Annotated in this window: 18 protein-coding genes and 1 riboswitch; of the genes, 7 read left to right on the forward strand and 11 right to left on the reverse strand. The window is 73.2% G+C overall.

What is annotated here, in order from left to right; genetic code table 11:
• Positions 1 to 468 precede the first annotated feature (468 nt).
• From LG634_RS34855 to LG634_RS34865, 3 genes are read left to right on the forward strand one after another with little or no spacing between them, the layout of a single operon-like run.
• Positions 469 to 873: a hypothetical protein gene (locus tag LG634_RS34855; protein ID WP_226740100.1), complete on the forward strand. Its 405-nt coding sequence runs from the start codon at positions 469 to 471 to the stop codon at positions 871 to 873.
• 3 nt (positions 874 to 876) lie between these two features.
• A complete protein-coding gene (locus tag LG634_RS34860) occupies positions 877 to 1,296 on the forward strand; it encodes a thiol-disulfide oxidoreductase DCC family protein (protein ID WP_226740102.1) in 420 nt (139 codons plus the stop codon).
• Positions 1,297 to 1,307: 11 nt separating this feature from the next.
• Positions 1,308 to 2,174, forward strand: coding sequence for a TetR/AcrR family transcriptional regulator (locus tag LG634_RS34865; RefSeq protein WP_226740104.1), 867 nt, complete (start codon positions 1,308 to 1,310; stop codon positions 2,172 to 2,174).
• A gap of 46 nt (positions 2,175 to 2,220) precedes the next feature.
• Here LG634_RS34865 and LG634_RS34870 read toward each other — a convergent pair whose 3' ends face one another.
• The 3 genes from LG634_RS34870 to LG634_RS34880 form a co-directional block, all read right to left on the reverse strand.
• Positions 2,221 to 3,777 carry an ABC transporter substrate-binding protein gene (locus LG634_RS34870; protein WP_226740106.1) on the reverse strand — a complete coding sequence of 519 codons (1,557 nt, stop codon included), beginning with the start codon at positions 3,775 to 3,777 and terminating at the stop codon, positions 2,221 to 2,223.
• Between the two features lie 136 nt (positions 3,778 to 3,913).
• Entirely contained in the window at positions 3,914 to 5,209 is a 1,296-nt protein-coding gene (locus LG634_RS34875) for a metallophosphoesterase (RefSeq protein ID WP_226740108.1), read from the reverse strand.
• Positions 5,206 to 5,475 (reverse strand): SCO4848 family membrane protein, encoded by a 270-nt coding sequence (locus LG634_RS34880; RefSeq protein ID WP_226740110.1) that lies wholly within the window; start codon positions 5,473 to 5,475, stop codon positions 5,206 to 5,208. Before LG634_RS34880 ends, LG634_RS34875 begins: the two co-directional genes overlap by 4 nt.
• Positions 5,476 to 5,596: 121 nt before the next feature.
• Between LG634_RS34880 and LG634_RS34885 the strand changes: the two genes are divergently transcribed.
• Positions 5,597 to 6,913 (forward strand): D-alanyl-D-alanine carboxypeptidase family protein, encoded by a 1,317-nt coding sequence (locus LG634_RS34885; RefSeq protein WP_226740112.1) that lies wholly within the window; start codon positions 5,597 to 5,599, stop codon positions 6,911 to 6,913.
• Here the strand turns inward: LG634_RS34885 and LG634_RS34890 are convergent.
• The 4 genes from LG634_RS34890 to glyA form a co-directional block, all read right to left on the reverse strand.
• Positions 6,795 to 7,871 carry a YihY/virulence factor BrkB family protein gene (locus tag LG634_RS34890; RefSeq protein WP_226740113.1) on the reverse strand — a complete coding sequence of 359 codons (1,077 nt, stop codon included), beginning with the start codon at positions 7,869 to 7,871 and terminating at the stop codon, positions 6,795 to 6,797. The genes LG634_RS34885 and LG634_RS34890 overlap by 119 nt on opposite strands.
• A gap of 231 nt (positions 7,872 to 8,102) precedes the next feature.
• Positions 8,103 to 8,690 (reverse strand): 2'-5' RNA ligase family protein, encoded by a 588-nt coding sequence (locus LG634_RS34895; RefSeq protein ID WP_226740115.1) that lies wholly within the window; start codon positions 8,688 to 8,690, stop codon positions 8,103 to 8,105.
• A gap of 104 nt (positions 8,691 to 8,794) precedes the next feature.
• Positions 8,795 to 9,808: a tryptophan--tRNA ligase gene (trpS, locus tag LG634_RS34900; RefSeq protein ID WP_226740117.1), complete on the reverse strand. Its 1,014-nt coding sequence runs from the start codon at positions 9,806 to 9,808 to the stop codon at positions 8,795 to 8,797.
• Between the two features lie 274 nt (positions 9,809 to 10,082).
• Entirely contained in the window at positions 10,083 to 11,348 is a 1,266-nt protein-coding gene (gene glyA / locus LG634_RS34905) for a serine hydroxymethyltransferase (RefSeq protein ID WP_226740118.1), read from the reverse strand.
• 35 nt (positions 11,349 to 11,383) lie between these two features.
• Positions 11,384 to 11,475, reverse strand: a riboswitch (ZMP/ZTP riboswitch).
• Between the two features lie 107 nt (positions 11,476 to 11,582).
• On the opposite strand from glyA, the gene rocD reads away from it, so the two are divergent.
• Both rocD and LG634_RS34915 read left to right on the forward strand, forming a co-directional pair.
• A complete protein-coding gene (gene rocD / locus LG634_RS34910) occupies positions 11,583 to 12,785 on the forward strand; it encodes an ornithine--oxo-acid transaminase (RefSeq protein ID WP_226740120.1) in 1,203 nt (400 codons plus the stop codon).
• A 22-nt stretch (positions 12,786 to 12,807) separates the two neighbouring features.
• Positions 12,808 to 13,614 carry a DMT family protein gene (locus tag LG634_RS34915; RefSeq protein WP_226740151.1) on the forward strand — a complete coding sequence of 269 codons (807 nt, stop codon included), beginning with the start codon at positions 12,808 to 12,810 and terminating at the stop codon, positions 13,612 to 13,614.
• Positions 13,615 to 13,926: 312 nt separating this feature from the next.
• On the opposite strand, the gene pdxR is transcribed toward LG634_RS34915, so the two are convergent.
• Positions 13,927 to 15,405, reverse strand: coding sequence for a MocR-like pyridoxine biosynthesis transcription factor PdxR (gene pdxR / locus LG634_RS34920; RefSeq protein WP_226740122.1), 1,479 nt, complete (start codon positions 15,403 to 15,405; stop codon positions 13,927 to 13,929).
• A 47-nt stretch (positions 15,406 to 15,452) separates the two neighbouring features.
• Here pdxR and LG634_RS34925 point away from each other — a divergent pair, with 47 nt between their 5' ends.
• Complete coding sequence (locus LG634_RS34925; protein ID WP_226740125.1) at positions 15,453 to 15,980, forward strand: carboxymuconolactone decarboxylase family protein; 528 nt, start codon at positions 15,453 to 15,455, stop codon at positions 15,978 to 15,980.
• A 28-nt stretch (positions 15,981 to 16,008) separates the two neighbouring features.
• Here LG634_RS34925 and LG634_RS34930 read toward each other — a convergent pair whose 3' ends face one another.
• From LG634_RS34930 to LG634_RS34940, 3 genes are read right to left on the reverse strand one after another with little or no spacing between them, the layout of a single operon-like run.
• Positions 16,009 to 17,295, reverse strand: coding sequence for a serine/threonine kinase C-terminal domain-containing protein (locus tag LG634_RS34930; RefSeq protein ID WP_226740126.1), 1,287 nt, complete (start codon positions 17,293 to 17,295; stop codon positions 16,009 to 16,011).
• A 3-nt stretch (positions 17,296 to 17,298) separates the two neighbouring features.
• Positions 17,299 to 17,679 (reverse strand): hypothetical protein, encoded by a 381-nt coding sequence (locus tag LG634_RS34935; RefSeq protein WP_226740128.1) that lies wholly within the window; start codon positions 17,677 to 17,679, stop codon positions 17,299 to 17,301.
• Positions 17,669 to 19,480 (reverse strand): AbeC-like domain-containing protein, encoded by a 1,812-nt coding sequence (locus LG634_RS34940; protein WP_226740130.1) that lies wholly within the window; start codon positions 19,478 to 19,480, stop codon positions 17,669 to 17,671. The genes LG634_RS34935 and LG634_RS34940 overlap by 11 nt, the downstream gene beginning before the upstream one ends.
• Positions 19,481 to 19,517: the final 37 nt, after the last annotated feature.

Consider the following 19,517-nt stretch of genomic DNA (forward strand, 5'->3'; position numbering starts at 1 on the left):
CCCGACCCTGCGGGGCTGTTCCCCTACCCGCCCCTTCCCGAACGGGGGCTCCGCCCCAGACCCCGGTCCTCAAGCGCCGGACGGGCTGGATTTCGGGGCTCCGCCCCAGACCCCGCGCCTCAAACGCCGGCGAGGCTGGATTTCGGGGCTTCGCCCCGGACCCCGGTCGTCAAGCGCCGGCGAGGCTGGAAGTTGCCGGCGAAGCTTGGGGCGCCGCGGAGCCCGGACCCGCGCCGCGAGCGCCGGACGGGCCGGAAGGTGCGGCGGAGCCGGAGACCCCGCGCCGAGTGCTCCGGCAGGGCTGGAGCGTGCCGCGGACCCCGGGCCCCGCGCCGAGTGCTCCGGCGGGGCTGGAGGGTGCGGCGGAGTCGTGGGTGAACGTGTTCAATTTTTGGGTTGAACGCGTTCAAAGTCGGGGCTACAGTAGGCGCATCAAGGGAATTGAACACGTTCAAGGGGGGCGAGGGCATGGACCTCACCGTGGTCGCGTACGTCATCTATCTGCTCATCAGCGTCGGCCTGACCATCTGGGTCGCGAGGACACTGACCCGCAACGGCCGGATCTTCATCTCGGACGTCCTGAAGGGCAACGAAAAGCTCGCCGACGCCGTCAACCACCTGCTCGTCGTCGGCTTCTACCTCGTCAACCTCGGCTTCGTCACCCTCTACCTCCGCGCCGCCGACGCCGTCGAGGACGCCCGCGGCCTGTTCGAGGCGCTCTCGGTGAAGCTCGGCGTCGTGCTCCTCGTCCTCGGCTTCATGCACCTCGCCAACGTCTACGTCCTCAACAAGATCCGCCGCCGCGGCATCATGGAGCGCGAGAACACCCCGCCGGTCGCCCCCCAGGGCTGGACCACTCCGGCCGGAGCCTGACCCGTGACGACCGTCCGGCGTCTGACCGTCCTGTACGACGCCCACTGCCCGCTCTGCGTGCACATCCGGCAGTGGCTGCTGGGCCAGCGGTGGCTCGTACCGCTGGCGCTGGTCCCGGCCGGGTCGTTCGAGGCCCGGCGGCGCTTCCCGCAGCTCGACCACGAGGCGACCCTCCGCGAGATCACCGTCATCGGCGACCGCGGCCAGGTCTACACCGGCACCGACGCCTTCATCGTCTGCCTGTGGGCCCTGGCCGAGCACCGGCCCAAGGCCAACTGGCTCGCGACCCCGGCAGGCCGCCCGTTCGCCCGGGCCGCCATGCTCGCCGCGGCCCGCTACCGCGAGGCGGTCCGTACCGGACCCGACCGCGCCGAAGGGGCCTGCACCGACGGCGCGTGCCCGGCCCCCGGCCTGCCCGGATAGGCTCGGACACCGTGACAGAGACGAAGTCCCCGGATCCGCAGGACGCCAAGGCGGCCAAGAGCGACCAGACCCGCACCCTCATCCTCGAAACCGCGCTCCGGCTGTTCCAGGAACGCGGTTACGACAAGACGACGATGCGGGCGATCGCCAAGGAGGCGGGGGTCTCCGTCGGCAACGCCTACTACTACTACGCGTCGAAGGAACACCTGGTCCAGGGGTTCTACGACCGGATCGGCGCCGAACACCAGCAGGCGGTACGGCCGATCCTCGACGCGGAGACCGACCTCCAGACCCGGCTGGCCGGGGTCCTGACGGCCTGGCTGGACATCGCCGAGCCGTACCACGAGTTCGCCGCGCAGTTCTTCAAGAACGCGGCCGACCCGGAGAGCCCGCTCAGCCCGTTCTCGGCGGAGTCCGAGCCGGCCCGCAACCAGGCCATCGCCATGCACCGCGAGGTGCTCGCCGGCTCGAAGACCAAGGTGCCGGCCGAACTCGCCGACATCCTGCCCGAGCTGATGTGGCTCTCCCAGATGGGCCTGGTCCTCTACTGGGTCTTCGACCGCTCCGAGGGCAGCGCGAAGACCCGCAAGATGGCCGTGAAGGGCGCCTCGCTCACCACCCGCGGCATCGTCCTCGCCCGGTTCCGCGTCCTGCGCCCGCTGGTGCGCGAACTGCACGAGCTGTTCGACGACTTCCTGCCGGGCATGGCCCAGACGGCCGCCGGCACCAAGGCCGCGACGGCCCCCGCCAAGGCGGCCAAGGCGGCGAAGACGGAGAAGGCGGCGAAGCCCGCCAGGACGGCCCGGTCGGCGAAGACCACCCGGACCGCCGGGTCCGGGGAGCCCGGGGAGCCCGGAGAGACCGCCGGGACCCCGTAGGCGCGGCGGGCCCCGCAGGGCCCGCACCTCCCGGTGACGACAGGACCTACAGCCAGTTCAGCTCCCACAGGCGCCAGACGCCCGTGCCGTCGGAGAGGTACTGGGCCCCGGTGACCGCTTCCCGGCTGACCACGAAGTCCTTCTTCTGCCAGATCGGCAGCATGGGGACCTTCTCGGCCACCAGCCGCTGCAGCTCGCGGAAGTCGGTCACCGCCGCGGACCGGTCGCTGAACGACTGGGTGCGGGTGATCAGGCGGTCGATCTCCTTGTCCTTGAAGCCGTTGTTCATGGACGAGTCGGCGCCGACCAGCGGGGCGGTGAAGTTGTCCGGGTCCGGGAAGTCCGCGATCCAGCCGATGGTGTACGCGTCGAACCGCCCGGCCGCGTAAGCCTTCTGGAAGTCCGGCCACTCGTCGACGGACTCGGTCGTCACCTTGAACAGGCCGGTGGCCTCCAGCTGCTTCTTGATCTCGGCGGCCTCGGCGACGTTCGACCCGCGGACGTTGAAGCCGAGCTTGAAGGAGACCGGGGTGCTGATGCCCGCCTCCTTGAGCAGCTTCTTCGCCGCCGCTGCGCTCGGCTCCGGCCAGCGGTCGAAGAACGGCGTGCTGTGGCCGCCGACGCCCTGCGGGATCAGCGAGTACAGCGGGGTGACGGTCCCCCGGTAGGTGCCGGAGGAGATCGTGGCCCGGTCCAGCACGGCCGCCACGGCCTCGCGTACGGCCCGGTCCGCCATCGGTGTGCCGGAGCGGACGTTGAAGACCATGCTGCGGATCTCGGAGCCGCCCGACTGCTGGTAGCGGGTGTCCGGCAGGCCGGGGCGCAGATCTGCGAGGACGTCCGGCGGCAGGTCGCGGTGGGCCACGTCGACGTCCCGGGCCTGCCAGGCGGCGTCGAGCTGCGCGGAGTCCTTGAAGTAGCGGATCGTCACCGGCTGGTGGGCCGGCTTGGCGTCGCCCCGGTACCCCTCATTGGGCTTGAGACGGGCCTCCTTGCCCTGGCTGTACGCATCGAGCACGTACGGGCCCGAGCCGTCGGCCTTGCCGTCCTCGCGCAGCCGGTCGGCCGGGTAGGTGTTCCGGTCGACGATCGACGCCGCACCGGTGGCGATCTTGTACGGGAAGGTCGCGTCGCGGGCTGACAGGCTGAAGGTGACCTTCCGGTCCTGCACGGAGACCGACTTCAGGGTGTTGAACAGCGGCGCCGGACCCTGGTCCGAGTTGATCGCCTTGATCCGGTCGAAGGAGTGCTTGACGTCCTCGGCCGTCACCTCGCGGCCGTTGGAGAACTTCAGCCCCGGACGGAGCTCGCACTCGTACGTCGTCAGCTGCGACCCGGTGAACTTGCAGGCGCTCGCCGCGTCCGGGACGGGGGCGGCCGCCCCCGGCTTGACCGTCAGCAGGGACTGGTACACGTTGCTGTACAGGGCCCAGGAGCCGGCGTCGTAGGCGCCGGCCGGGTCGAGCGAGGAGGCCACGTCCGTGGTGCCGACGTCCACCGCGCCCTGCCCGGCGCCGTCCGACGGATAGAACTGCCAGGCGCCGACGCCCGCCGCAACCAGGACGAATCCGGCCACGACGGCCCGGGTACGAACAGACCGCATACCGCTGCCACTCCTCTGAGGCCCACCCCGCGCGCCGGTCTGTGGGTCTCACTCCGTCGGCACGCCCATCACTTGGTGATCACTCAACCACGGAACTTTCACGAGTGAAAGGGCGATTTGCCATAGGAGTCGACGATCAGGTGTGGTATGAGGCGAGCTCCACGACGGTGATGTCCGAGGGGGCTCCGACCCGGACCGGCGGGCCCCAGGCGCCGGCGCCGCGGGACACGTACAGCTGGGTGTCGCCGTAGCGTTCGAGGCCCGCGACGGTGGGGTTGGCCAGGTCGGCGAGGTAGTTGCCGGGCCAGAGCTGGCCGCCGTGGGTGTGGCCGGAGAGCTGGAGGTCCACGCCGTGCGCCACGGCGTCGTGGATCACGATCGGCTGGTGGGCGAGGAGTACGGCGGTACGGGCGCGGTCCCGGTCCCCGAGGGCCCGGCCGAAGTCGGGTCCCTCGCCCTCGCGCTCGCCCGCGACGTCGTTGACGCCGGCCAGGTCGAAGGCGGGCAGCTCGACGCGGGCGTTCTCCAGGGGGTGCAGGCCGAGTTCGCGCACGTGGTCCACCCACTGCCGGGCGCCCGAGAAGTACTCGTGGTTGCCGGTGACGAAGAAGCTGCCGTGCTTGGCGCGGAGCCGGGACAGGGGCTCGGCGGCCGGGCCGAGGTCCGGGACGCTGCCGTCCACGAGGTCGCCGACGATCGCGATCAGGTCGGGCTGGGTGGAGTTGACCGTACGGACGATGCGTTCGGTGTGGGCGCGGCCGAGGACCGGTCCGAGGTGGACGTCGCTGACCACGGCGATGCGGAAGCCGTGGGCCTGGCGGGGGAGCTTGGCGAGGGGGACGGTGACGCGCTTGATCCTGGGGCCGCGCATGACGCCGTAGGTGCCGTGGGCGACGGTGGAGCCGGCTGCGGTGACGGCTGCTGCCGCCAGGGTGCGGGCGATGAAGACGCGGCGGGTGGCTTCGGGGGCTCCGCCCCCGGACCCCCGCTCCGGGGGCGCCGGCAGGGCTTGAATCTGCCGCCCGCCGTCACCACCGCTCGGCGGGGCTTGATCGTCCGGTCCGTCGGCCTCGGGTGCCTGCGCGGCGGCCGGTACGAGGACCTGGGCCTCGGGCCTCGACCTGCGGAGCCAGATCGCTCGTACCGGTTCGGCCACGAGCATGGCCAGGGTCAGGTAGAGGAGGACGGCCAGCCAGAGGTAGCCGGGCCAGGAAACCGCCTGCTGGAGGGGGAAGGGGGCGCCGGCGCGGCCTGCGGTGAGGGCGGCCACCGACAGGAGGGGGAGGGTGACGAGGGCGACGGTGCCGGCGCGGCGGGACCACGTCCCGGGGGAGGTCGTGTCGCGGACCAGGCGGATCCAGAGCCAGCGGTGGACCAGGACGAGGAGGGCGAGGACCGCGAGGGCGATCAGGGCGAAGAGGACGGCGGTCATGACGCGCGGACCCCGGCCTCGTCACGTGACGCGCGCCGCAGCGCCCGCACTCCGCGCAACCCGATCAGCCCGACGGCCGTCCCCAGGAGAAAGGACGTGACGGCCAGGGTCAGGTGCACCCAGAAATAGGCCGTCGGGTCCCCCGCGCCGTCAAAGGCGAGCCCGCTGCCGTCCTTCCACAGATTCCGGACGAAAGACACCCAGATGAACCAGCTCCAGACTCCGAACGCGAGCAGGAACCAGGAGGCGGTACGGCTGAGTTTCATGCCTTCAGTATCGGTACCTTCCCCAGGACGGACGCGTCGGGGTGGGCTGTCCCGGCGGCTCGTGCGGCGGGTTGGCGCATCCGGCTCGGCAACCCGCCGGACTGCATGTACGTTCACCTGCGTGTCTGCCAAAAAGACCGCGCTGACGGTCGCCGCCGCCGCGCTGCTGCTCCCTGCCCTGACCGTCGGGCAGGCGCATGCCGCGCCGACCCCGCCCCCGGACGGCAAGGGTGCCGCGAAGAAGGGGGCCGTGCAGGAGCCCGCGCCGCCCGCCTCGATGTCGACCGTCGGCGGCGTCCGGCTGGGGAAGCCCGGCACCCAGGTCAACCTCGGCCCGGGCGTGCCGGCCCTGCCGGCCGCGCTGACCGGGCGGTCGTGGATCGTGGCGGACGCCGAGTCCGGCGAGGTGCTCGCCTCGCACAACGCGCACTGGCGGCTGCCCCCGGCCTCCACCATGAAGATGCTCTTCGCGGACACCGTCCTGCCCACCCTCCCCAAGGAGCAGGTGCACAAGGTCACCGACGCCGAGATCGCGGGTGTGGGCGCGGGCAGCAGCCTGGTCGGGATCAAGGAGGACCAGCAGTACTCCGTCCACGACCTGTGGCTCGGCGTGTTCCTGATGTCCGGCAACGATGCGGTGCACGTGCTGTCCGCGATGAACGGCGGCATCCCGAAGACCGTCGCCGACATGCAGGCGCATGCCGAGGAGCTGCAGGCCCTCGACACGCACGTGGTCTCCCCCGACGGCTACGACGCCCCCGGGCAGGTCAGCAGCGCGTACGACCTGTCGCTGATCGCCCGGTCCGGCATGCAGAAGAAGGACTTCCGGGAGTACTGCGCGACCGCCACCGCCCAGTTCCCCGGCGAGGCCAAGCCGGGCAAGCAGCGTCCGACGTTCGGCATCCAGAACACCAACCGGCTGCTGACCGGCGCGCACAGCATGACCCCGTACAAGGGCATCGCCGGTGTGAAGAACGGCAACACGACGATGGCCGGCTCCACCTTCACCGGGGTCGCCCAGCGGGGTGACCGCAAGCTGCTCGTCACCGTGATGAACCCGAGCGCCGAGGGCGGCAACGCCGTCTACCAGGAGACGGCCGCGCTCTTCGACTGGGGCTTCGCGGCGGCCGGCAAGGTGAAGCCGGTCGGTGAGCTGGTGCCGCCGAAGAGCGCGGACACCTCACCGCACGGTTCGCCCGCGCAGTCGCACGAGAACAAGCCGGCGGCGGTCGAGGGGAGCTCCGGCAGCGGCGGCCTGGGCACGGCGTTCGCGATCACCGGCGGACTGCTGGCCGTGCTGGCGGCCGCCGTGTTCGCGGTCAACCGGCGCTGGCCGAGGGGGCAGCGGACCCGCCGGACGACGACTGCGGCGATGACGGCCGCGCCGGCTGAGAAGAAGGCGGAGGCGAAGGCGGAGAAGACGACGGACGGGAGCTGACCCCTTCCGGATCTCCGTCCGGTTCGCCCTCCGGCTCGTCCTCCGGGTCGTCCTCCGGGTCGTCCTCCGGGTCGCCGGCGGGCTCCTCCGCGGGCTCCGCCTCTTCCTCGGCGGGGCCCGTCGCCGTCCAGGCCGCGCAGAACAGCAGCAGCTTCGCGGTGAAGTTGATCCACAGCAGCAGGGCGATGGGCACGCCGAAGGCCCCGTACATGCTCTTGGCCGCCACTCCCCGGAAGTAGCCGCTGAGCAGCAGCTTCAGGAGTTCGAACCCGGCCGCTCCGATCAGGGCCGCCACCACCAGCCGGCCGCGCGGCGGCTGGACGCCCGGCAGCAGGGTGAGGACGTACAGCAGGAGCAGGAAGGCGGCGAGGACGCCCACGCCGAAGGCGGCGGCCCGCAGCAGCGCCCCGCCGGCACCGTCCCGGGGGATGCCGAGCGCGTCGGCGATCTTGCCGACGGCGGAGGCGCCGAGTACGGAGGCCACGGCGGATCCGAGGGCCGCGCCGCCGAGGCCGAGGAGCACGCCGCCGTCCTTGAGCTTGCGGACGACCGGGTTGCCCTCGGGGTCGTCGTCCTTGCCCCAGACGGCGCGCAGGCAGTCGCGCATGGAGCCGACCCAGCCGATGCCGGTGAACAGCAGGACGGCGCCGGCGACCAGGCCGATGGTGCCGGCGTTGTCGACGAGGCCGGCGATGTCGAGCTGGTCGGAGATGCCGGGGACCTGCTCGGCGAGGCGGTCCTCCAGGTCCTCCAGCCGCTCGGGGGTGAGCAGGGCGGCGCCGACCGCGGCGGCCACGGTGATCAGCGGGAAGAGGGACAGGAAGCTGATGAAGGTGATGGCGGCGGCGAGCCGGCTCCAGTGCACCCGGTCCAGCCGCTCGTACGAGCGCCAGGCGTGGGTGCGCATGAGGCGGGTCGCGGCGGGCCCGACCACCGGGAGTTTCTTCAGCCAGTCCATGGGGCCACGGTAGAGGCGGACGGGCCGCGGATCGGGGAGCACCGGACCACCGGGCACGAGCCGTCCGAAATCACCGGATTCATCCCGTTTGGGCGATACGGTCGGGTTTATGAAGAGGTCGGACTCATCCGGACTGACGAGGAAGCCCGCGGCCGCGCAGCGGCCCGCCACCGCGCCGCCGTTCCGCCGCCTGGTGCTGCGGTCCCTGCGTTTCCGGGCCCGCCGGGCCCGTCAGGCCTGGAGCGTGGTCGGCTCGTCACGATGGGACGGGACCTGCGCCGGGACCCCCGCCGGGCCGGTGCCGAAAGGGTAGTCGCACAGCTTGCGCCACACCCCGTCGGAACCCTGCTCGTACAGCGAGAAGCCCTCGCACAGCCACTCCGCCCGGAAGTCCGCCAGCTCCTCGTGCGCCCGGTCCATCGCCTCTTCGGAGATGCCGTGGGCGACGGTGACGTGCGGGTGGTACGGGAACAGCAGCTCGCGCCGGAGCGGGCCGTCCTCGGCCCGCAGCAGGCCCTGCAGCCGGGTGCAGGCCTGGCCGCCCTCGGCGACCCGCACGTAGACCACCGGCGACAGCGGACGGAAGGTCCCGGTGCCGTCCAGCAGCATCGCGAACGGCCGGCCGGCCGCGGCCACCTCGGCGAGGTGGGTGCGGATCTCCGGGAGCCGGTCCGTGTCGGCCTCGGTGGGCGGCACGAGGGTCACGTGCGTGGGGATGCCGTACGCAGCGGCGTCCCCGAAGCCGGCCCGCCGCTGCTGGAGCAGGCTGCCGTACGGCTCCGGGACCGCGATCGAAACGCCGAGCGTTACGGTCCCCACGTGTTCTCCTCCGTCGTCCAAACCGGTGTGCTGCCGCCCAGTGTGGGGGCAGCACCCCCCTTCCTGCCAGGGTCGCAGGTCCGCAGGTGTGTGCGGACCTCCGCTCAGCCCTGCGGGGGCAGGAATCCGAGCCGGTCGTAGGCCTGCGCGAGGGTGCCGGAGGCCACGGCGCGCGCCTTCTCCGCACCCTTGGCCAGGACCCGGTCCAGCTCCGCCGGGTCGTCCAGGTACTGCTGGGTGCGCTCCTTGAACGGCGTGACGAACTCCACCATGACCTCGGCGAGGTCGGTCTTCAGCGCGCCGTAGCCCTTGCCCTGGTACTTCTCCTCCAGGACCGGGACGGCGGTGCCCGTCAGGGTGGAGTAGATGGTGAGGAGGTTGCTGACGCCGGGCTTGTTCTCGGCGTCGAAGCGGATCTCGGCCTCGGTGTCGGTGACCGCGCTCTTGATCTTCTTCTCGGTGACCTTGGCCTCGTCGAGGAGGTTGATCAGGCCCTTCGGCGTGGACGCCGACTTCGACATCTTGATCGCCGGGTCCTGGAGGTCGTAGATCTTCGCGACCTCCTTGACGATGTACGGCGACGGGATGGTGAACGTCTGGCCGAAGCGCTGGTTGAAGCGCTCGGCGAGGTCGCGGGTCAGCTCGATGTGCTGGCGCTGGTCCTCGCCGACCGGGACCGCGTCGGCCTGGTACAGGAGGATGTCGGCGACCTGGAGGATCGGGTACGTGAAGAGGCCGACGGTCGCGTTGTTGGCGCCGGACTTGGCGGACTTGTCCTTGAACTGGGTCATGCGGCTGGCCTCGCCGAAGCCGGTGATGCAGTTCATGACCCAGCCGAGCTGGGCGTGCTCGGGCACGTGGCTCTGCACGAAGAGGGTGCAGCGGTCGGGGTCGAGACCGGCCGCGAGCAGCTGCGCGGCGGAGAGCCGGGTGTTCGCGCGGAGCGCGGCGGGCTCCTGCGGCATGGTGATCGCGTGGAGGTCGACGACCATGTAGAAGGCGTCGTGGGTCTCCTGCAGGGCGACGTACTGCCGGATGGCACCCAGGTAGTTCCCCAGGTGGAACGAACCGGAGGTGGGCTGGATGCCGGAAAGTGCGCGAGGACGGTCGAAGGCCATGCCGTCATTCTCTCAGGTACAGGGCTCCTCTCGGCCGCGCGCTGGCCGGAACCGATCGTGAACAGCCCCTCCCTGAGTCGCAGATCACAGCCCCCGCGCCCCCCGCACGCCGTACCGACGGGTACCCGCGCGGCCGGATCCCGCCCCGGTCAAACGACCGTTAGCGACGAAATCCAGCCCCGCCAGGGGGTACCTCCCAGCCCCCCTGAGGCTGGGGGAGTGTGCGGCGCGGGGGTCCGGGGGCGGAGCCCCCGAAGCCCCGACCGCGCCCCGCTCAGGCCAGCGGCAGACCCGGCGCCGGATGCGCAGCCATCAGCTCCGCCACCTCCGCCCGGACGACGGACAGCGCCGCCTCGTCCCCGCGCCCGGCCGCCGCGACACCCCGGTCGATCCAGTCCGCGACGACCGCCATGTCCGACACCCCCAGCCCCCGGGACGTCAGCGACGGCGTCCCGATCCGCACGCCGGACGGGTCGAACGGCCGCCGGGAGTCGTACGGCACCGTGTTGTAGTTCACGACGATCCCCGCCCGGTCGAGCGCCTTCGCCGCCACCTTCCCCGGCACGTCCTTCGGCGTGAGGTCCATCAGGATCAGGTGGTTGTCCGTACCGCCCGACACCAGGTCGAACCCCCGCTCCAGCAGCGCCTCCGCCAGCGCCTTCGCATTGGCCACGACCGCGTGCGCGTACGCCCGGAACGAGTCCTGCGACGCCTCGTGCAGCGCCACCGCGATCCCGGCGGTGGTCTGGTTGTGCGGCCCGCCCTGGAGCCCCGGGAAGACCGCCTTGTCGATGGCCTTCGCGTGCTCCTCGCGGCACATCAGCATGGCGCCGCGCGGTCCTCGCAGGGTCTTGTGCGTGGTCGTGGACACCACGTCCACGTGCGGCACCGGCGACGGGTGCGCCCCGCCCGCGATCAGGCCGGCGATGTGCGCGATGTCGGCGACGAGCACCGCGCCCGCCTCCTGTGCGATCTCCGCGAACGCCGCGAAGTCGATCGTGCGCGGCAGCGCGGTGCCGCCGCAGAAGATCACCTTCGGCCGCTCCTTGAGCGCCAGCTCCCGCACCTCGTCGAAGTCGATCCGGCCGGTGTCCGCGCGGACGCCGTACTGCACGCCCCGGAACCAGGACCCGGTGGCGGACACGCCCCACCCGTGGGTGAGGTGCCCGCCCATCGGCAGCGCCATGCCCATGACGGTGTCGCCGGGCTGGGCGAAGGCGAGGTAGACGGCGAGGTTGGCCGGCGAGCCGGAGTACGGCTGGACGTTGGCGTGGTCCACGCCGAACACCGCCTTGGCCCGGTCGATCGCCAGGGACTCGACCTGGTCGATGTTCTGCTGGCCCTCGTAGTAGCGGCGGCCCGGGTAACCCTCCGAGTACTTGTTCTGCAGCACCGTTCCGGACGCCTCCAGCACGGCGGCGGACACGTAGTTCTCGCTGGGGATCAGGCGCAGGGTCTCGGCCTGCAGACGCTCTTCGGCTCCGACGAGCGCGGCGAGCGCGGGGTCGGTGGCGGCGAGGGCGGGGTGGCGCACGGTCATGGCGGCGTCCTCCGGGGTCGTTGTCGAATCGTCCCCGCGACGGCCCAGGCGAGCGGTCCATGCATGCGGTCGTACCCGCGCGGCTCCCCCGGAGTTCGTTCTCCGTACGCCAGTCGCCGCGCGTGCGCTCAGCCTAGCGTGACGCGCCGGGTTCAGGTTTCCCCGTCCGGGATGCGAGCGACGATAGGAATTGACGCCATCCACGTCGCCGTCCAATGACGAACGGAGACCCCCGTGTCGACCACCGCAGACGCCATCCGCTCCGCCGAGGCGCACAGCGCGCACAACTACCACCCGCTCCCGGTCGTCGTCGCCTCGGCCGAGGGCGCCTGGATGACCGACGTCGAGGGCCGCAGATACCTCGACATGCTGGCCGGCTACTCGGCCCTCAACTTCGGCCACGGCAACCGGCGGCTGATCGATGCCGCGAAGACGCAGCTGGACCGGGTCACGCTGACCTCGCGGGCCTTCCACCACGACCGGTTCGCCGAATTCTGCGAGCAGCTGGCCGCGTTGTGCGGCAAGGAGATGGTGCTGCCGATGAACACGGGTGCGGAGGCCGTGGAAACGGCGGTCAAGACCGCCCGCAAGTGGGGGTACGAGGTCAAGGGCGTGCCCGACGGGCACGCGAAGATCGTGGTGGCCGCGAACAACTTCCACGGCCGTACGACGACCATCGTCAGCTTCTCCACGGACCACGAGGCCCGCGACCACTTCGGGCCGTACACGCCGGGGTTCGAGATCGTGCCGTACGGGGACCTGACCGCGCTGGACGCGGCGGTCACCGCGCACACGGTCGCGGTGCTCCTCGAACCGGTGCAGGGCGAGGCGGGGGTGCTCGTGCCGCCGGCCGGCTACCTGGCCGGGGTGCGGGAGCTGACCCGGGAGCGGAACGTGCTCCTCATGGCGGACGAGATCCAGTCCGGACTCGGCCGCACCGGTCGCACGTTCGCCTGCGAGCACGAGGGCGTGGTGCCGGACGTGTACGTGCTCGGCAAGGCGCTCGGCGGCGGGATCGTGCCGGTGTCGGCGGTGGTCGCGGACCGCTCGGTGCTCGGCGTGTTCCGGCCCGGCGAGCACGGCTCGACCTTCGGCGGCAACCCGCTGGCCTGCGCGGTCGCGCTGGAGGTGATCGCGATGCTGCGCACCGGCGAGTACCAGCAGCGGGCCGCGGAGCTCGGCGACCACCTGCACCGGGAGCTGAACCTGCTGGTCGGCGGCGGGGCGGTCACCGCGGTGCGCGGGCGGGGGCTCTGGGCGGGCGTGGACATCGCGCCGGGCCACGGGACCGGCCGCGAGGTGTCCGAGCGGCTGATGGAGCTCGGGGTGCTGGTCAAGGACACCCACGGCGCGACGATCCGGCTGGCGCCGCCGCTGGTGATCTCCAAGGAGGACCTCGACTGGGGGCTGGACCAGTTGCGGGCCGCGCTGGCCTAGAGTCCCCTTTGTGCTCATTGGGATGATCTGCGCCCTGGGGGCGGCGGTCTGCTTCGGAGTCGCCTCGGTCCTCCAGGCGATGGCGGCGCGGGCCACCGCGCCGGGGTCCGGGTCGGGCGTGGACGCCCGGCTGCTGCTGCGGGTGCTGCGGCAGTGGCGGTACCTGGCCGGGCTCGCACTGGACGGGCTCGGCTTCGGGCTCCAGGTCGTCGCCCTGCGCTCGATCCCGATCTACGCGGTCGGGGCGGCGCTCGCGGCCAGCCTCGCGGTGACGGCGGTGGCGGCGGCCCGGCTGCTGGGCGTGCGGCTGAGCCGGGCCGAGTGGGGCGCGGTCGGGGTGGTGTGCGCGGGGCTGGCGATGCTGGGGCTGTCCGCCGGGGCGGAGGGGACGGAGCCGGGGAGTGCGGTGCTGGGGTGGGCGATGCTGGGGTGTGCGGGCGGGGTGCTGCTGATCGGGGCCCTGGCCGGGCGGTTGCCGGGGCGGGGGCGGGCGCTGGCGCTGGGCCTGGGCTCCGGGGTGGGATTCGGGGTGGTCGAGGTGTCCGTCCGCCTCATCTCCGGGCCGTCCCTCGCCGATCCGGCCCTGTACGCGCTCCTCCTCGGCGGAGCCGCCGCCTTCCTCCTCCTCACCTCCGCCTTCCAGCGCGGCTCGGTGACGACAGCCACCGCCGGCATGGTCCTCGGCGAAACGGTCGGACCCGCCCTCGTCGGCGTCCTCTGGCTGGGCGACCAGACCCGTCCCGGTCTGGCCTGGCTCGCCCTGACCGGCTTCGCCCTCTCCGTCACCGGCGCCCTCACCCTCACCCGCTTCGGCGAACCCCCCGCGTGACCCGGCCCGACTCACGTTGCCGACCCGTCCCGGCAGGTCCCGGCCCCGCCGGCGCGCGAGGCCAACCCCCGGCCCGCCGGCTCTTGAGACCCCGCGGGGCAAATCCAGCCCCTCCGGCGCCTGAGACCCCGCGGGGCGAGTTCCAGCCCCTCCGGCGCTTGAGACCCCGCGGGGCGAGTTCCAGCCCCTCCGGCGATTGAGGAGCGGGTCCGGGCGGAGCCCGGGAGCCGGCGCAGCCGGCCTGCCCTGGAGCTCCGCCCCAAACCCCGCGCGTCAATCGCCGGCGGGGCTGGGATTCGCCGGGCACCGGGCTCAGCCCGGACCCGCTCCTCGGACTCGCCCAGCCCCAGGGGGCTGGGCGGCACCCCCTGGAGGGCTGGAGTTCCTCCGCCCGTGGGGACCCGTCGCGCGCAGGGCTGCGCAGAGGGTGCTGAGGGTGGGGGACCAGGCGCTGTCCGGCGGCGAGGCGTAGCCGACGACCAGCGCGGAGCGGGGCGGCCGGACGGAGTCCGGGTGACGGTAGCGGGACAGCCCCTCCACCCGCAGCCCGAGCCCAGCCGCCGCAGCCACGACGGAACGCTCCGTGCCCGGCGGCAGCTCCAGCACCGCGTGCAGCCCCGCCGCCACCCCGGACACCCGTACGTGCGGCGCCCCTTCGGCCAGCGCCGCACACAACTGGTCCCGCCGCCGCCGGTACCGCAGCCGCATCGCCCGCACGTGCCGGTCGTACGCCCCGCTCGCCATGAACTGCGCCAGCGTCAACTGCTCCAGCGCACTGGACGTCCAGTCGCTCAGCCCCTTCGCCCCCACCACCTCGTCCAGCAGCGCAGCCGGCACCACCAGCCAACCGATCCGCAAGCCCGGCGCCAGCGACTTGCTCGCCGTGCCGAAGTACACGACCCGCTCCGGATCGAGCCCCTGGAGCGCACCGACCAGCTGCCGGTCGTAGCGGAACTCCCCGTCGTAGTCGTCCTCCAGCAGCCACCCGCCGGACTCCCGCGCCCACCCGACCAGCTCCGCCCGCCGCTCCGCGGACAGTGCGGACCCGGTGGGGAACTGGTGCGCCGGCGTCAGCAGCACCGCCCCCACCCCCTCCCCCGGCAGCTCGGACGGCTCCACCGGCACGGTGGTGAGCCCGGCCCCGGCCAGGAGGTCCCGGTGGATGTCGAGCGTGTACGGGTCCACCCCGACCGCCCGCACCCCGCGGTCCAGCAGCACCCGCCCGAGCAGCTGAAGCCCGTGCACGAACCCGGCGCACGTGACGACCCGCCCGGGATCCGCGTACACCCCGCGCGCCCGCGCCAGGTACTCCGCCAGCACCACCCGCAGCTCGTTGCGGCCGCGCGGATCGCCGTACCCGAAGGCCTCGTGCGGGGCCTCGGTGAGCGCCCGCCGGGCCGCCGCCAGCCAGGCGGCCCGCGGGAACCCGGCCAGGTCCGGGGAGCCGGGCACCAGACTGTACGCCGGACCGGTCCGCTCCGGCGGCCGGGCCGGCGGCACCGGCCGGGCCGCGACCCGCGTCCCGGACCCCTGGCGAGCCGTCAGCCAGCCGGCCGCGACCAGCTCGGCGTACGCGTCGGCGACCGTGTTGCGGGCCACGCCCAGATCCGCGGCGAGCTGCCGCGAGGACGGCAGCCGGGTGCCGGCCGCCAGCCGGCCGCTGCGCACCGCCTCCCGCAGCGCCGCCACCAGGCCGGCCCGGACCCCGCGCCCGCCGGCACCCCCGGCTTGCCCACCGGTACCCAGCTCCAGATGCAGGTCAGCACCGAAAGTGGCCCAGGATTCCGTCATGGGAGTGGACCATATCCGCCCCTTGACCAGCTCGTACGGTGGACGGCATGACACACGGAACGAACGGTACGAACGCCACGTCCGGCACCGACCCCGCCGCCCGCGCCACCGAGCAGCCGGCCCGGCTCAACTGGGCCAAGTACGCCCCCGAGGTCTACCGGGCGATGCTCGCCCTGGAGGCCGCCGCGAAGAAGCCCCTGGACCCGTCGCTGACCGAGCTCGTCAAGATCCGCGCCTCGCAGCTGAACCGGTGCGCGTTCTGCCTCGACATGCACACCGTCGACGCGCTCGCGCACGGCGAGACCGCGCAGCGGATCGTGCAGCTGTCCGCCTGGGAGGAGTCGCAGCACTTCTACACGCCGCGGGAGCTGGCGGCCCTCGAACTGACCGACGCCGTCACCGTCCTGACGGACGGTTCCGTGCCGGACGAGGTCTTCGCGAAGGCCGCCGCGCACTTCGACGAGCGGGAGCTGTCCCACCTGCTCGCGGTGATCGCCACGATCAACGCCTGGAACCGCTTCGGCGTCTCCTGCCGGCTGGTACCGGGCCACTACACGGCCGGCATGTACGCGTGACGGCCGTGCAGGCCCGGCAGCGCGGCCGCTACCGGACCCGGAACGCGTCGAGGGCCGCGGTCAGCACCTCCTGCTGGCGCGGCCAGGCGGAGGCGGGGGCCCGGACCAGGACGGCGTACTTCTCGCCGCCGGGCGTGACGAACACCCGCTCGACGCCGCGCCGCCGGTTGCCGGTGCTGCCGTCGTACTCGTAGACGAGTTCGGCGGCGGGCCGGCCGTCCTGGCCGGGGACCTCCCCGACGGACACCTCGGCGTAGCCGGGGTTGGAGGCAAGGGTTCCGGAGGCCCCGCGCACGGCGTCCAGCGGGGTCATGTCCGCCTCGTCCACCCGGAACACCTGAAGCAGCGACTCGCCGTCGGCGGACCGGAAGAACACGCCGGTGTCCTCCTCGCTGCGCGCCCAGTCCTGCGGGACGGCGAGGGTGAACCCCTTGGGGTCGTCCGTGACCCGGAAGCCGTCCGGGGCACCGCCCGCGGACGGCGAGGGCGAGGGCGAGGCCTCGGGCGTCCCGGGCTCCGGGGCCGTCGGCCCGGCGGTCTCCGGCGCGGGCGCGAAGGTCGCGCTGGGCGCCGCCTGCGGCTCCGCGCCCCGGTCCCGCTGGACGAGCCACACGGCCCCCGCCCCGCCGACGAGCGCGGCCACGGCCACCACGACGACGACCGGCGTCAGGAACTTGCGCTCCCGCCGCCCGGACCCGCCGCCGACGTCCTCGGAGAGCGGTGGCAGCGGAGGCAGCGGAGGCAGCTCGGGCAACCGCGGCAGTCCACCCCCGGCGGGTCCGCCGTACGCACCGCCGCCGGGGCCGGGACCGTACGCAGGTCCGCCCCCGGGGGTGCCGGGGCCGAAGGCCTCCCCGCCTGCGGGGGCGACGGCGCCGTAAGCCTCCACGCCCGGGGTGGTGCCGTTGCCCGCGCCGAGCGCAGGACCGAAGCCACCGGACGGGATGCCGCCCGTCCCGGGGGCGTCCACCGGGGCGGGACCGGGCGCCGGGACGAAGCCGGCCGGCAGGGGCGCCGCGCCCGGGGTGCCGGGCGGGTCGGCGGGGCCCGCCGAGACCGGAGCGTCGGCTCCCCCGGCCGGATTCCCCTCGGCCGCACCCTCACCCGGCCCGGCGTCCGCACCGGACAGGCCGGACGGGCCGCCCGGCCCGGCGTCCGCGTGCTGCGGCGGGGCGACCGGCTGCGGCGGACCCGCCACCGGCGCCACCGGCGCCACAACCGGTGCTTCCGCCGGATCCGGAGCCGCCGTCGCGGCCGGTTCCGGGTCGGTGTCCCAGCTCTGGGTCTGGGGGTTCCACCACGGGCCGGGCGGCACGGGTCAGGCTCCCAGGAGGGTGGCGACGGCGGCCGCGACCGCGCTGCCCGAGGCGAGGAACTCGACCACCGGGCCGGCGTCGGCCAGCCGCTCGCGCAGCCGCGCCAGCCGGCCCCGCTCGGCCGCACCCGTGGTCTCGATCTCCTGCGCCGTCCCGGCGAGCTCCTCGGCGAGCGCCGCGGTCTCCGGACGCTGTGTCACCCGCCCGAGGTCCGCCCGCAGCTCGCGGACGGCCGCCAGCAGCTCCTGCTGCGGGTCCGCGGACCCCGCGGCGAAGTTGTTGACGTTGTTCGCCGTGCCGTGCGCGCCGAAGTTCACGGCGCTGTTGGAGATGTCGCCCACCTGGAAGGACGGGTTGCCACCGTCCGCGGAGTCACTTCCCACTGCCGCCCCCCTTGTTCTGGTTCGTGTTGTTGGCCGTGCCGTTCGCGCCGAAGTTGACGGCGCTGTTGTTCATGGAGTCGACGTACGTGGAGCCGGCCGCCAGGTTGATGATCTTCTGCTCGATCTCGTCGGTCTGCCAGCCCGCCTCCCGCAGGGCCAGCTTCACCCCGTTCGCGACCCGGTCCTCGATCGTGCGCAGGTAGCGGTCGACATCCATGTCCTGGAACAGCGACGCGTTGAGCTCCGCGCCCAGTTCCCGGACGGACAGCTCGGGTCCGGTGGGGCGGGCCCCGCCGTTGCCCTCGGTGAGGATCCGCCAGGCGCTGAGCAGGCCGTGCCCGAGGGTGGCCAGCGCGGTGCCGAGGGCCCGCGGGGTGTGGACGGCCGCCCACACGGCCTTCCCGAAGTGGTTGTTGTTCAGGTAGCGCTGGGCGGCCGCGTCCGCGTCCTGGAACAGCCCGCGGACCGGCGGCAGCACGTGCGGGGCGACCTCCAGCATCAGCATCCCGCCCTGCGTGTGGACCCGTACGAACACGGTGACGACCACGTTCTCGTCCCAGCCGCCGACCCGGATCCGCAGGAAGTGCCGGCGCCGCTCGCCGCCCTCCTCGATCGAGCCGGCCCGGTGGGTGCCGAAGTCCTGCGCGGTGTACGGGCCCTGATCGCGGTGGAGCAGCCCCTGCGCGGGCAGGAACACGCACTCGTCCACGACGAGTTCCCGCAGCCGGTCCAGGACGGCGGCCGCGGCCTGCGGGGAGCCGTGCGCGCTGGGCACCCGCAGGGCCTCCACCAGCGGGACCACCCGGCGCAGGATGCCTGCGTTGTCGAGCGGCTGCGGCTTGGCGTCCTTGCGCGGGCGCAGCTCCATCGTCAGGTGCCACGGCTTGAACGCGAGGCCCGCCCCGCAGAAGGGGTCGCCGACGCCGTACATGACCAGCGGCCAGTGCTGCTCGGTGCGGATGCGGCGCTGCACGGTGCGGAACCGGGTTCCGGAGGCCTGCTCGGCCGGGTCGGCGGCCAGCTCCGGGTAGCGCTTCGGGGCGAGGTCGGTGGCGATCGTACGCATCTGCCAGTGCCGGGAAAGCCACTTGAGGGCGCCGATGCCCGCGAAGAACGCCAGGACGCCCCAGGCGGCGCCCTGGGACAGCAGCCCGTCCGCCGAGGCGGGCATCAGCACGTCGCCGAGGACGTCGGTGAGATCCGGGTCCTCGTACGGGTTGTCGCTCCCGAACAGGCCCGACGACTCACCGTAGTAGCCGGAGCCGGAGCCGGAGTCGGAGCCGGAGTCCTCGCCGGCGCCGAAGGCCACGGTGACGATCGTCAGGAACGTGAAGGCGAAGTACAGCCGCGCCCACAGCCGCAGGACGAACACGAAGAACCGGGCCCAGATGCCGGCGTCCCGGGTCCGCGGGGTCAGCCAGGCGGCCAGGCTGAGCAGCAGGCACGGGTTCAGCAGCAGGAGCAGGCGCCCCTCCGTGAGCAGGATGCCCACGAACCAGAGGCCGACGATCCCGCCCGCCCAGGCCAGTTCGGTACGCCGGGCCCGCAGTGCGTGGGCGAGGACGCGGGCCGCGTCGTAGCCGTACGAGGGGGCCGCCATGCGCTCTTCGTGGACGTACAGCTCGTCGATCACCCGGTCGCGGAAGGCGCCGTCGAGGTAGGTGCCCGCGCACAGCAGGCGGCCCGCCTCACTGGCGGTCGGCGGTGTCGGGGGCTTTCCGAGCAGCTGTGGGTCTCCCCACGCGCCGCCGGTTCCTGACGGGGGGCCCGGGGGCTGGGACGGAACGGCAGTCTGGGTCACCGTGGCACCCTAGGGCCGCAGACTTACGGCCAACAGC

The organism is Streptomyces bambusae, from assembly GCF_020532645.1.
GTDB lineage: Bacteria > Actinomycetota > Actinomycetes > Streptomycetales > Streptomycetaceae > Streptomyces > Streptomyces bambusae.

Excerpts from the sequence above, each read along its gene's own strand:
- LG634_RS34880 (WP_226740110.1), bottom strand. The coding sequence starts at position 5,475 with ATGAAACTCAGCCGTACCGCCTCCTGGTTCCTGCTCGCGTTCGGAGTC.
- pdxR (WP_226740122.1), bottom strand. The coding sequence starts at position 15,405 with ATGACGGAATCCTGGGCCACTTTCGGTGCTGACCTGCATCTGGAGCTG.
- LG634_RS34925 (WP_226740125.1), top strand. The coding sequence starts at position 15,453 with ATGACACACGGAACGAACGGTACGAACGCCACGTCCGGCACCGACCCC.
- trpS (WP_226740117.1), bottom strand. The coding sequence starts at position 9,808 with ATGGCCTTCGACCGTCCTCGCGCACTTTCCGGCATCCAGCCCACCTCC.
- glyA (WP_226740118.1), bottom strand. The coding sequence starts at position 11,348 with ATGACCGTGCGCCACCCCGCCCTCGCCGCCACCGACCCCGCGCTCGCC.
- LG634_RS34870 (WP_226740106.1), bottom strand. The coding sequence starts at position 3,777 with ATGCGGTCTGTTCGTACCCGGGCCGTCGTGGCCGGATTCGTCCTGGTT.
- LG634_RS34855 (WP_226740100.1), top strand. The coding sequence starts at position 469 with ATGGACCTCACCGTGGTCGCGTACGTCATCTATCTGCTCATCAGCGTC.
- LG634_RS34875 (WP_226740108.1), bottom strand. The coding sequence starts at position 5,209 with ATGACCGCCGTCCTCTTCGCCCTGATCGCCCTCGCGGTCCTCGCCCTC.
- LG634_RS34915 (WP_226740151.1), top strand. The coding sequence starts at position 12,808 with ATGATCTGCGCCCTGGGGGCGGCGGTCTGCTTCGGAGTCGCCTCGGTC.
- LG634_RS34890 (WP_226740113.1), bottom strand. The coding sequence starts at position 7,871 with ATGGACTGGCTGAAGAAACTCCCGGTGGTCGGGCCCGCCGCGACCCGC.